The sequence below is a fragment of the Oceanobacter sp. 4_MG-2023 genome, assembly GCF_030689165.1.
In the GTDB taxonomy this organism is placed as follows: domain Bacteria; phylum Pseudomonadota; class Gammaproteobacteria; order Pseudomonadales; family Oceanobacteraceae; genus Oceanobacter.
Map to the genome: position 1 here is coordinate 1 of NZ_JAUYVV010000039.1, position 12,103 is coordinate 12,103.

Here is a 12,103-nt window from a genome sequence, read left to right on the forward strand (position 1 = left end):
CCCCATGTGAGAGTAGGTCATCGTCAAGCTCTTAAACGAAATACCCCGTCCTGCCATGCAGGGCGGGGTTTTTTTATGCCTGTGAGATACCGACGGTTGGGCACGAACGGGCAGCACGTTGTATTTGATAGCAACCTCGCTAAGCTGATGCCAGTGTCTAATGGGGAATATTATGTCGAAACGAATGCTGATTACCGGGGCGGGACGGCGATTGGGTAAAACGCTGGCGCTGCATTTTTTACAGCAGGGCTGGCAAGTCGTTGCCCACTACAATACCGTCAGCGAGTTGCCAGAGCATAGCGAATTGTCACTGTTACAAGCCAATCTGGCCAACACCTCAGAGACACTGGCTATGTGTCAGCAGTTACAACAGCAGCCACCATTTGATGCGGTGATTCATAATGCCTCCTGTTTTGTGCCGGATGCTGCGAGTGGTATTTCTCTGGCTGAGCAGGCGGCGCATCTGACAGACCATTTGAATGTCCATGTGATGGCTCCTGCCTTGATTACCCAGGCTCTGGAGCAGCGCTGGAATACCGGGGCGGCTATGGTGGTGCTGGCTGATATTTATGCCGATATTCCGAACCAGCGTTTCAGTGCTTATTGTGCCAGTAAAGCCGGGTTACAAAACTGGGCGCTTAGTATGGCGCAGCGACTGGCGGGACAGGTGCGGGTCAATGTCATTCAGCCGGGGCCGATCCGTTTTTTGCCTGATCACGATGCCGCATATCGTCAGCGGGTATTATCCCAATCCTTGATCCCCCATGAGCTGGGTTACGGGGCTATCGCCAAGGCGTGTGATTATTTACTGGATAATGAGGCGGTGACCGGCTCGGTGATGCGGGTTGATGGCGGTCGTTTTGTGGCCAATCGGTACGATCAGACTTTCACCAACGATTGAGACGGGTTATCTGCGGATAATAATGGTTGCCAGGTTTTTTGTACCAGTCGGTAATAACTGTCATCCAATGCTTGGCTGAGGCACTGAGGGGCGGCATCAGCTTCGGCCAGAATGTCCAGGTCGATGGTGCGATCCTTGAGTTTACGAGCTGGTGACTTGGCTTCTCGGCCTAACGTACGTTCGATATTCAGCAGAATGTCTTTGACCTGAATGGCAGTCAGGCTGGTGCGGATAACCGCCAGCTGGTTTTTGAACGTGTAGTGGAAAGTATCGCCAACGGGTGCGGTTTCCAGCGCTGGAGAGGTGGCCAGTAGTTCAAAGTGCTGGTTCAGCGCCTGACGTGCCAGTGGCAGATGTGTGTCCGGATCCAGGTTGCTACCCAGTCCGAGCAGATAAAACGCCATAAAAACTCCCGCCAATAAAAAGTTGGATAAGAATGGAAAACCTCTGCCGTTGCTGTCAAGTCATTCCGCGGACAATCATGTGTATAAAAAGTGACCTTGTTGGAATAATTGCTACTGTTCATCCTGATCGAGCTGAGGCTAAATAATAGCCTGCTGAAGAGGAGACGGAATACCTCAAGGAGGCTGATATGGATATGATCTGGCTGGTTGGATTGATTCTGGCGCTTGTTCTGAGTGCCTTCCCTTTAACGGCATTTGGTGATCGTGCTCCCCCTTTGATGTTGGCCAAAACCTGGCAAGAGACACTCAGCCCGGCGGCGTATCTGGTCAGTGAAAAACTCGATGGCGTACGCGCTTACTGGGATGGTGAGCAGTTGCTCAGTCGCAGTGGCCTGATGATCCATGCTCCAGACTGGTTCCTGAGTGAATTACCATCACAGCCTCTGGATGGTGAATTGTGGGCGGGTCGGGGGGCGTTTGAACAGGTCAGTCAACTGGTACGATCTACCCGTGATCAGGAAGATGCCTGGCGAGCGATGCGTTTTATGGCGCTGGATTTACCCGCCAGTCCAGCCACGTTTGAAGAGCGCTATCGCCTGTTGCAGGCGCTGGTTGCCAGGCAGCAATCGCCTTATCTGGAAACGGTTGTGCAAGAGACGGTGAACGACCGGGCCGCATTGCAGGCCAGGCTCAAACAGGTGGTAGCGGCGGGTGGTGAAGGCTTGATGTTGAAACGCCGCCAGTCGCTTTATCAGGCGCACCGTAGCGATGATTTGCTCAAGTACAAACTCTGGCAGGATGCCGAAGGCCGGGTGGTGGGGTATGTCCCTGGTAACGGTAAATATCAGGGAATGACCGGTGCCCTGCGAGTGGTAATTGATGACGGCCGGGAAATTCGCCTGGGCTCTGGTCTGACCGATGCGTTACGTCAAAATCCCCCGGCGGTTGGCACATGGGTCACTTATGCTTTTAGTGGCTATACCGTCCATGGTTTGCCGAGATTCGCCCGTTTTGTCCGAGTCCGGCAAAAAGAGTAGGTCGAGTAATGGTCGTGCTAGACTCATGGCTTTGCGCAAAGCACAGTGAGCAACCGATGGTTCACATAGTACAACGGCAGTTACCCGCCTCATGGCAATTCGAATCCGCAGAGCAGATTCCACCAGTGTTGCAGCGTGTATACGCAGCTCGTGGTGTTACTACTGCTGAGCAAACACAGTTGTCGTTGCAGCAATTATTGCCTTATCACTCGATGAAAGGTATCGCGGCAGCGGTGGACTTGCTGCTGCCGGTGATCCAGCAACAGCGGCGCTTGCTGATTGTGGGTGACTTTGATGTTGATGGCGCCACCAGTACGGCGCTGGCGATCCGGGCTTTGCGGATGATGGGTGCCAGCTGTATTGATTATCTGGTGCCTAATCGTTTCGATTTTGGTTATGGCCTGACCCCCGAGTTGGTAGAAGTGGCGGTGTCTCGGCGGCCTGACTTGATTATGACGGTTGATAACGGCATTGCGGCGATGGCGGGCGTCAGGGCGGCAACGCAATACGGTATTCCAGTACTGGTGACCGATCACCACTTGCCCGCTGACCAACTGCCGAATGCCGCCGCGATTGTGAATCCGAACCAGCCGGGCTGTGACTTTCCCAGCAAGGCGGCCTGTGGTTGTACCGTGGTTTTTTATCTGATGCTGGCACTCAAGGCCCGCTTGATCGAGAATGGCTATTTTGCTTCAAAAGCCATGGAGCCGCCAAACTTGGTACAGCTGATTGACCTGGTGGCACTGGCGACAGTGGCCGATGTAGTGCCACTGGATCTTAATAACCGGATTCTGGTGGAGCAGGGGTTGCGGCGTATTCGTGCCGGCCGCACCATCGCCGGGATTTCAGCCCTGCTACAGGTCGCGGGTAAAAATCGGGCGCGGGTGGTGTCGGCGGATTTTGGCTTTGCTGTTGGGCCACGGTTGAATGCTGCCGGCAGGTTGGATGATATGGCATTGGGCATTGAATGCCTGCTGTGTGATGAACCGTCATTGGCGTTACAGATGGCCGCGCAGCTGGATGAACTGAATCGCGACCGGCGTCAGATAGAGGCGGCGATGACTGCCGATGCTGAACGTTTTCTGGCAGCACTGGATATGAAACCAGTCGGTAGCGCCCGGCCCGGACATGGCCAGACCTTGCCTGCCGGGGTGTGTTTGTTTCATCGTGACTGGCATCAGGGCGTGATCGGCATTCTGGCCTCTCGGGTCAAAGAAAAAATCCATCGTCCCGTGATTGCGTTTGCTCTGGCGGATACCGGGGAGCTAAAAGGATCAGCCCGTTCGATCGCCGGGCTGCATATGCGTGATGCGCTGGATTTGTTACACAAGCGTCATCCTCACCTGATGACCAAGTTTGGAGGACACGCGATGGCGGCGGGTTTGACCGTGGTCGCGGGTGGTTTTGACGCCTTTGTTCAGGCATTTGCAGAGATATGCCAGCAGTTGTTAAGTGCCGATGACTTGACAGAGCGCACCGATGTGGATGGTCAGCTGCAACCTTCCGAGTTGACACTGACTCTGGCGGAACAGCTGCGCTGGGCTGGCCCTTGGGGGCAAGGCTTTCCTGCGCCGGTTTTTACTGGTGTTTTTCATTTGCAGCAACAGCGTCTGGTGGGTGAAAAGCATTTGAAGATGCTGGTACAGCCAGAAGCCAGCGATGTACTGTTGGATGCCATTTGTTTTAATGTCGACCCCAAGCAATGGCCGTCTCCAGTTGATCGGGTCGAGCTGGTTTATCAGCTGGATGTTAATGAATTTCGTGGTCGGCAAAGTGTACAGTTGTTGGTAAGTCATATATCCACAGCGTGCTGAGCCGGGGTTATAAACAAGGAAGTATCACTGCCAGGAATGGCAAGGAGGGCCAGGATGGCTCCAGTGAACGAGCACATATCCTCTGAAAACAAATGCCTGGCGACGTGTGCGGCCAGCAAGGACAGCAATCAGAAAGCCTGTTATCACGCATTGTTGGGGTTGATGTTGCTGCTGATTCTGACTTGGGGTGGTAATGTCGAGGCGGAGATTTATCAGTGGCGCGATGATAACGGGCGTGTGCATTTTTCCGATGCGCTGCCGGTCGATGATGCGGTGGAGGCCAATACCGTTGAGCTGCAGCCAATATCGGAATATACCAGTCCGCCAGCGCACAGGCAGGGCTGGTCACCTTCTTCTTATGCGTCTGACAGCGGTGCTGTGTCCAAAACCGCACGGGCAAACAGTGTGGCCGCAGAGCAGAAAAGCCGGGAGTTGCAGCAACAGCGTTGTGCCAAATACCGCGATTTATACCGCAAGGCCAGTAAAACCCTGAGCGATAATATTGATGATGCGCTCAAAAAGCGTGACAAGAAAAACAACTATCGTAACAAGATCAAGGAATACTGCGGCTAGGCTGATTGCCATGGGCGTTGTCTCCTGTGGTGTTTGTAAAAAAGCAGGGGCTGTCAGAGTAATCACAACTAAGAATAACTATTGCTCTCATGCCAACAATTCATTCCGTCTGCTGCCCTAGTCATTTCACCGGGACTACACCACAATGCCGCAATTCGGAACACATAGCCGTGCTGGCTCGTGTCGGGAAGGTAATCTGACAGGTTGAAGAACCAGGCAGATTCGTAACCGCCGCAGATAGCATCGTTTCAGTTGATATAAGAGGACAGTATGGGAAGACATCAGGCAGGTTCGGGTTACCTCAAACTCCCACTTTTGGCCGCATTGGTTTTAACCCTCAGTGCCTGTCAGGAAGAGCAGCAGGCATCTGCGGCGGCACCACAAATGCCACCTACTGGCGTGGATGTTGTGCAATTGGCACCACAATCCTTTGAATTGACCGATACCTTGGCTGGGCGTGTTACGGCCTATCGGGTGGCTGAGATCCGCCCGCAGGTCAGCGGTATTATTCTCAAACGCTTTTTTAATGAAGGTGCCACGGTCAAGGCAGGTGACAAGCTCTACCAAATTGACCCTACACTTTACGAAGCTGAACTGGCCAGTGCCCGAGCACAGCTGGCGGTAGCAGAAGCCAATGCCTACAGTGCGCGACTAAAAGCAGAACGTTACAAGGAGTTGTCTCGTACATCTGCCATCAGTCGTCAGGATGTGGATGATTCCGAAGCGCTTTGGAAACAGTCTGAAGCACAAATCAAACTGGCGGAAGCCGCTGTTCGCAGTGCCGAAATCAATTTGGGCTACACCAAGATCACTGCACCGATTTCCGGTGTGATTTCACGTTCAAGCATTACCGAAGGAGCATTGGTTTCTGATGCTCAAGACAGTGCTTTGACCGTGATTCGCCAGATTTCACCGATTTATGTGGATGTGCAGAGTCCGGCGACTAAAGTGATGGGTATCAAGTCGGCTGATGTTTCACAGGACGTATCCTTGTCGTTGCAAGATGGGACGACGTTTGCCGAGACCGGCAAGATCCAGTTTACCGATGTCGGCGTGGATCAGGGAACCGGTACAGTGAATATCCGGACCCTGTTCGAGAATACCGACGGGTTGTTATTACCGGGTATGTTTGTGCGTGCCAATATCGCCTATGACCAGGTTGAGAATGCTCTTCTGGTGCCACAGCAAGCGGTATCCCGCAACCCCGACAGTACCACAACCGTTATGGTGGTGGGTGCCGATAACGTGGTTCAGCCACGAGCGGTTGTCGTGACCCGTGCGGTGGGGGATCAGTGGCTGATTCAGTCCGGCTTGCAGGCCGATGAGCAAGTCGTGGTCGCAGGGCTTCAGAAGATCAAAGCAGGTGCAACCGTTGCTCCTAATCTCATTAATGCCCCGGCAGAGCAGTAAGGAGTAGCGGATTATGGCCCAATTTTTTATCGACAGGCCTATTTTTGCCTGGGTAGTTGCCATCATGATTATGGTGGCGGGCGGCCTGGCCGTTATGAACCTGCCGATTCAGCAATATCCGACCATTGCGCCACCGGCGGTCAGCATTGAGGCAACCTATCCAGGTGCTTCCGCGCAGACGCTGGAAGACAGTGTGACCCAGGTAATTGAGCAGAATATGACTGGTCTGGATGGCTTGCTGTATATGTCATCCAACAGCAGCAGTTCTGGTCGGGCGACCATTACACTGACCTTTGCCGCAGGTATGGACCCGGATATTGCCCAGGTTCAGGTACAGAACAAATTGTCACAGGCCGAGCCTTTGTTGCCAGAAGAAGTGCAGCGTCAAGGTGTGGCCGTGAGCAAGGGACGCACCGGCTTCCTGATGGTGGTTGGCCTGGTCTCTGGTGATGGCAGCATGAGCAGGAACGACCTGGCTGACTACGGTATCGCACAGTTGAAAGATCCGCTGTCCCGGGTTCAGGGTGTGGGTAGCATCACGGTTTTTGGTGCCCAGTATTCCATGCGGATCTGGTTGCAGCCGGAAAAACTCACCGCTTATGGTCTGACGCCATTGGAAGTGCGTCAGGCTGTATCCGAACAGAACAGCCAGTTTCCCGCGGGTGAACTGGGTGGTTTGCCGGCGATTGAGAACCAGCAGATGAATGCTTCCATCATTGCCCAGACGCGCATGGAAAGCGTGGAAGAGTTTGAAAACATTCTGATCAAGGTGAATCGGGATGGTTCTCAGGTGCGGGTCAAAGACGTTGCCAGAGTGGAACTGGGGGCCGAAAGCTATGCGGTCGACAGTCGTTATAATGGCAAACCGGCCACCGGCCTGGGGATTCAGTTGGCCAGTGGTGCCAATGCACTGGATACGGCAGCGGCTGTACGTGAGCGTTTGGCAGAGCTGCAGCCGTTTTTCCCACCGGGGCTGGAAATTGTTTATCCCTTCGATACCACACCGTTCGTAAAAATATCCATTGAAGAAGTGGTACATACCCTGATAGAAGCCGTGGTACTGGTATTCCTGGTGATGTTCCTGTTCCTGGGTAAATTCCGGGCCACTCTGATTCCGACCATTGCGGTACCTGTGGTGATGCTGGGAACCTTTGGCATCATGGCGCTGGCTGGCTACAGCATTAACACACTCACCATGTTTGGTCTGGTGCTGGCCATTGGCTTGTTGGTGGATGACGCCATTGTGGTGGTGGAAAACGTTGAGCGGGTGATGGAAGAAGAAGGCTTGTCTCCCAAAGAAGCCACCAAACGCTCGATGCGCCAGATTACCAACGCTCTGATCGGTATTGCTCTGGTGCTGTCGGCGGTCTTTGTACCCATGGCCTTTATGTCCGGTTCAACCGGGGCTATTTATCGCCAGTTCTCGTTAACCATTGTTTCGGCGATGGGACTGTCGGTACTGGTGGCCTTGTCCCTGACTCCGGCATTGTGTTCGACCATGCTGCGTCCACACAAGGAAGGGCATGGCCAATCAGGCTTCTTTGGCTTGTTCAATCGCTTGTTCGGCAAGGCGACCGATAAATACGAAGGCGGTGTCTCGCGTACCTTGAGAGCGCCGATTCGTATGGTGCTGATTTATGGCTGTTTGCTGGTTGTTATGGCCGTGGTCTATGTGCGTTTGCCGGTGTCATTCTTGCCCGATGAAGATCAGGGTGTCCTGCTGAACCTGGTGATGTTGCCAGCCGGTGCGACAATGGAACGTAACCACGAAGTCATGGACAAGCTCAACGAGCACTATATGAACGAACCGGCGGTAGATTCTGTTTTTACCGTCTCCGGCTTCAGCTTTACCGGTCGTGGCCAGAACCAGGGTCTGGCGTTTGTCAAACTGAAACCATGGGGAGAGCGGCTGTCGCCTGATCAATCGGTTGGTGCTGTGATTGGCCGGGCATGGGGGGCATTAAGTCAGGTAAAAGACGCGATTATTTATCCTCTGAATCTGCCGCCTATTATTGCACTGGGTACCGCAACCGGCTTTAACGCGATGTTGCAAGACCGGGCCAATATTGGTCATGACAAACTGGTACAGGCTCGCAACATGCTGCTGGGAATGGCCGCACAGGACCCTCGTCTGGTGCGGGTACGCCCGAATGGCATGGAAGATGTGCCTGTTTTCCACGTCGACATTGATTATGAAAAAGTCAAAACCCTGGGGCTCAGTGTCAGTGATGTAAACAGCACGCTCAGTACGGCCTGGGGTTCGGCTTACATCAATGATTTCATGGACCGTGGCCGGGTGAAAAAGGTCTACATCCAGGCGGATGCTCCAGCCCGAATGCTGCCGGAAGATATTGGCAAGTGGTACGTCCGTAATAACACTGGTGAAATGGTACCCTTCAGTTCCTTTGCCACGTCCTACTGGGGCTACAACTCGCCACGACTGGAACGTTACAACGGTGTCCCTGCGGTTAATATTCAAGGGGAGGCTGCACCGGGTATGAGTACCGGGGATGCAATGGTAGCGATCGAGGAGATTGTGGCCAAATTACCACCTGGTGTTGGTATTGAATGGACGGGGATGTCGTATCAAGAGCGGATGGCTGGTTCCCAGGCGCCGATGCTTTATGCGCTGTCGCTGTTGGTTGTCTTCTTGTGTCTGGCAGCATTGTACGAAAGCTGGACGGTGCCGTTTGCGGTTATCCTGATTGTTCCATTAGGGATTCTGGGTGCCTTGCTGGCGACGTACGGCCGAGACTTGGCCAACGACGTGTATTTCCAGGTGGGCCTGTTAACAACCATTGGTTTGTCAGCCAAGAATGCCATCCTGATTGTAGAGTTTGCCAAAGCACTGCATGAAGAAGGCAAACCTCTGGTTGCGGCGGCAACGGAAGCGGCACGCTTGCGTTTACGGCCAATCATCATGACCTCCATGGCCTTTATTCTGGGGGTGTTACCTCTGGCACTCAGTACCGGAGCGGGCGCAGCGAGCCGTCAGGCAATCGGTACCGGCGTGATTGGTGGCATGCTCAGTGCGACCTTCCTGGCTATTTTCTTTGTACCGCTGTTTTATGTGCTGGTGATGAAGATGGCGCAATGGATGGGTGGTAACAAGAAAACGACTTGATTCTTGGGTCTGAAACATCGTCGGTGAATGACAAGTGCAGCTGCTTGTCATTCCCGTATGATTTGCCTGATTAACAGGCATCTGGAGCCGGGCGGTGGATTTATCCTCCGCCCGGTTTTATATTGGCGCAACACTACGCGCTTCTTCTTTTTCTCTGCACCCGCCGCAAGGAACTGCTTATGTTGAGTATGTTGGCCAACCTGCTGAAAGCTCTGAACTCTGAAACCTCGCCCTGGCAAATCTCCCTGGCCGTCTGCTTGTCGCTGGTGGTGGCACTGACGCCATTCTGGGGACTACACAACTTGCTGGTCTTGCTGTTGGTCTTGCTGATCCGTACCAATATTGCAGGTTTCCTGTTTGGTCTGGCGTTGTTTTCACTTGCGGCCATGCTGGTTGATCCGTTATCCGTGCGTCTGGGTGAAAGCCTGTTGGCGAATCCGGCGCTGATCGACTTTTGGACTGCGCTGTATCAGAGTGATTTCTGGCGGCTGATGGGCTTTAACCACACCTTGACGCTGGGTGGTTTTGTTATTGCGGTGGTCAGTATGGCTCCGTTGTTTGTGGTGATGCAGGTATTGATCAAGCAATACCGTAGCCGGGTGATGACCTGGGTGAGCAAGCTCAAAATCGTACAGGCGCTGAAAGCGTCGAAGTTTTATTCCATCTACCAGGCAGTGGCGGAGTAACCGATATGTTGAAATGGATTCGCTGGTCTGGCTTGCTGGGTTTCGCTGCCGTTGTTGCGCTATTGGCAGCGTTCTTTTTATTAGCGGCTGGGCCATTGGTCAAAATGGCCATCGAAGGAGTCGGCAGCAGTGCCGCCGGAGCCAAGGTAAACGTCGATGATGTGTCACTGAGCCTGTCGCCGCTTGGTTTCGAATTACGTCATCTAACGGTCGCCAATGCCGACAAGCCGATGGAAAACCTGCTGGAATTCGAGTCAGCCGTGGCTACCGTAGACCTTGGCCCCTTATTGATGGGAAAAGGCATTATTGATGAACTGAGCGTTAACACACTGCGTTTTAATACCGCCCGGACTACCTCCGGCGCACTGGAGAAATCCGCTTCGTCTGCCAGTGGTGGCGACGGTGCGAAGCAAGAACCCGGTATGGCAGAAGAGCTGATCAGTCAGTTGCCATCGGCAGAAGAAATTCTGGCCCGGGAGTCCTTGCAGACAGAAGCCGCAGGCAAGGCGTTTACCGAAACCTTTGACCGTCGCCAGCAGCAGCTGGACAGCGCGTTGAATAATGTGCCGGACGAAGCTGCACTGAAACAATATCAGGCAGAAATAACCGCCCTGACAACAGAAAAGATCACCTCGCTGGAGGATTTTAACCAACGCAAGCAACGGCTTGAGGTTTTGCGGGAGCAGTTCAAGGCTGATAAAAAAGCCCTGAATACGGCCAAGGACCTGATTGGTGAAACACGAGTCGAAGTCACCCAGCGTTTGCAGGATCTGAAAGCGGCACCCGGTGAAGACCTCGCCAGTATTCGCGACAAATACCAGCTCAATGCCCAGGGGGCAGCCAATCTCAGTGGTTTGTTATTTGGCAGCCAAACGGGGGAATGGGCAACCCAGGCACTGTATTGGTATGAAAAAATCAAACCCTACCTGGCATCTGATAACTCGGATGAAGAGCCGGAGTATCAGCGTCCTGACGGTCGTTATATCCATTTCCCGACCAGTAACCCCTGGCCTGAATTCCTGATTCGCCATACTGCGATCAGTGCTGAAACCGATGCCGGTGACCTGGCTATCAGTGGTACCGACCTGACGCATCAGCAAGCGGTACTGGGTCGTCCTGCTCGTATCGATATCGATGGTGCTGGCCTTGACGAGGTTGAGGCGCTGCAACTGAATATTGTGATTGATCACCGCCAGGCTGTCGGGCGCGACACCCTGACATTGGCCGTTACCGACTGGCAGCTGGACAGCGTTAATCTTGGGCTGGGTGATGCGCAACTGGAATCCGCCATGGGACAGTTGCAAGGTATGGCGCAGATCACCAGTGGTGAAGGACGGGATCAGTTGTCTTCCCGTCTGGAAGGACAATTCGGACAGGCGACGTTCAACAGCAGCGGCCAGACCCTGTTTGCCAAAGAACTGGCCCTGGCACTGGCCAGTGTTGAGCAATTCACCATCGACGCCCGTGCCAATGGTGATCTGATCAGTCCATCGCTGGAATTTGGCTCGGATATCGATCAACAGCTGAGTGCCGCCTTTAATCAGCGTTTGCGCGAGCAACAAGACAAGCTGGAAGCCACGCTGCAAAGCAAACTGGACGACAAAATCAGTGAATACGCCGGTCCTTATGCTGATGACTTGCAGGCGCTGAATAATGCCGATGGCAAGGTAACGGACAAGCTGGCGCAACTGGAAGATATGGCCCGTGCCGAACTGGATGACTATGTCGCCCAGCAAAAGCAGGAAGCCAAAGACGAGGCCAGTGCCAAGGCCGATGAAGAAGCCTCCAAGCTGAAAGAGCAAGCCAAAGACAAACTGAAGAGTTTGTTTTAGGGAGAATGACGGTGCCTGCTGCCATTCCGGGGTCATTATCTGCGGTGGCCGTCAGCCAGTCTGTGGACTGGCTTGATGCTGCGGCTATCCACTCTCATGATTGGGTGGATCTGTTGGTCTTGCCATCGCTCAGCTTGCTGGTCGTGGATCACCGTGGCTCTCTGGCGCAGTTGCCGGACACGATTCAGCAACTGATCGGCTTGCGTCAGGCGTTGCGGCTGCACCCCGATATCAGCCGCACATTTAACCTGTAGGGGACATCCATTTAATCCTGCACGGCTCTGCGCGAGTGTTGCCGTTGTTCAGGGCAAGGCGACGAATG

General features: G+C 53.8%; 10 protein-coding genes. 9 read left to right on the plus strand and 1 reads right to left on the minus strand.

Going from position 1 to position 12,103, the window contains the following annotated elements; genetic code table 11:
- Positions 1-172: 172 nt before the first annotated feature.
- Complete coding sequence (locus Q8W24_RS16450; protein ID WP_305475978.1) at positions 173-901, plus strand: SDR family oxidoreductase; 729 nt, start codon at positions 173-175, stop codon at positions 899-901.
- Here the strand turns inward: Q8W24_RS16450 and folK are convergent.
- Positions 880-1,305 (minus strand): 2-amino-4-hydroxy-6-hydroxymethyldihydropteridine diphosphokinase, encoded by a 426-nt coding sequence (gene folK / locus Q8W24_RS16455; protein ID WP_305475980.1) that lies wholly within the window; start codon positions 1,303-1,305, stop codon positions 880-882. The genes Q8W24_RS16450 and folK overlap by 22 nt on opposite strands.
- Before the next feature lie 188 nt (positions 1,306-1,493).
- On the opposite strand from folK, the gene Q8W24_RS16460 reads away from it, so the two are divergent.
- The 8 genes from Q8W24_RS16460 (at position 1,494) to Q8W24_RS16495 (ending at position 12,035) form a co-directional block, all read left to right on the plus strand.
- Entirely contained in the window at positions 1,494-2,342 is an 849-nt protein-coding gene (locus Q8W24_RS16460; protein ID WP_305451738.1) for a DNA ligase, read from the plus strand.
- A 56-nt stretch (positions 2,343-2,398) separates the two neighbouring features.
- Positions 2,399-4,156 carry a single-stranded-DNA-specific exonuclease RecJ gene (recJ, locus tag Q8W24_RS16465; RefSeq protein ID WP_305415653.1) on the plus strand — a complete coding sequence of 586 codons (1,758 nt, stop codon included), beginning with the start codon at positions 2,399-2,401 and terminating at the stop codon, positions 4,154-4,156.
- A gap of 54 nt (positions 4,157-4,210) precedes the next feature.
- A complete protein-coding gene (locus tag Q8W24_RS16470) occupies positions 4,211-4,729 on the plus strand; it encodes a DUF4124 domain-containing protein (protein WP_305475981.1) in 519 nt (172 codons plus the stop codon).
- 270 nt (positions 4,730-4,999) lie between these two features.
- Positions 5,000-6,139, plus strand: coding sequence for an efflux RND transporter periplasmic adaptor subunit (locus tag Q8W24_RS16475; RefSeq protein ID WP_303434843.1), 1,140 nt, complete (start codon positions 5,000-5,002; stop codon positions 6,137-6,139).
- 13 nt (positions 6,140-6,152) lie between these two features.
- The gene (locus Q8W24_RS16480) at positions 6,153-9,263 is read left to right on the plus strand and encodes an efflux RND transporter permease subunit (protein WP_303434841.1); all 3,111 of its coding nucleotides are present in this window, start codon (positions 6,153-6,155) and stop codon (positions 9,261-9,263) included.
- 179 nt (positions 9,264-9,442) lie between these two features.
- Positions 9,443-9,949: a TIGR03546 family protein gene (locus Q8W24_RS16485; protein ID WP_303434839.1), complete on the plus strand. Its 507-nt coding sequence runs from the start codon at positions 9,443-9,445 to the stop codon at positions 9,947-9,949.
- A gap of 5 nt (positions 9,950-9,954) precedes the next feature.
- Positions 9,955-11,781 carry a TIGR03545 family protein gene (locus Q8W24_RS16490; protein WP_305475983.1) on the plus strand — a complete coding sequence of 609 codons (1,827 nt, stop codon included), beginning with the start codon at positions 9,955-9,957 and terminating at the stop codon, positions 11,779-11,781.
- Between the two features lie 11 nt (positions 11,782-11,792).
- Positions 11,793-12,035, plus strand: a complete 243-nt coding sequence (locus Q8W24_RS16495) for a hypothetical protein (RefSeq protein ID WP_305475985.1) — start codon at positions 11,793-11,795, stop codon at positions 12,033-12,035.
- The last annotated feature ends 68 nt before the right edge of the window (positions 12,036-12,103 follow it).

Coding starts and splice junctions, on each gene's coding strand:
- Q8W24_RS16450 (WP_305475978.1), top strand. CDS start 173: ATGTCGAAACGAATGCTGATTACCGGGGCGGGACGGCGATTGGGTAAA.
- folK (WP_305475980.1), bottom strand. CDS start 1,305: ATGGCGTTTTATCTGCTCGGACTGGGTAGCAACCTGGATCCGGACACA.
- Q8W24_RS16460 (WP_305451738.1), top strand. CDS start 1,494: ATGGATATGATCTGGCTGGTTGGATTGATTCTGGCGCTTGTTCTGAGT.
- recJ (WP_305415653.1), top strand. CDS start 2,399: ATGGTTCACATAGTACAACGGCAGTTACCCGCCTCATGGCAATTCGAA.
- Q8W24_RS16470 (WP_305475981.1), top strand. CDS start 4,211: ATGGCTCCAGTGAACGAGCACATATCCTCTGAAAACAAATGCCTGGCG.
- Q8W24_RS16475 (WP_303434843.1), top strand. CDS start 5,000: ATGGGAAGACATCAGGCAGGTTCGGGTTACCTCAAACTCCCACTTTTG.
- Q8W24_RS16480 (WP_303434841.1), top strand. CDS start 6,153: ATGGCCCAATTTTTTATCGACAGGCCTATTTTTGCCTGGGTAGTTGCC.
- Q8W24_RS16485 (WP_303434839.1), top strand. CDS start 9,443: ATGTTGAGTATGTTGGCCAACCTGCTGAAAGCTCTGAACTCTGAAACC.
- Q8W24_RS16490 (WP_305475983.1), top strand. CDS start 9,955: ATGTTGAAATGGATTCGCTGGTCTGGCTTGCTGGGTTTCGCTGCCGTT.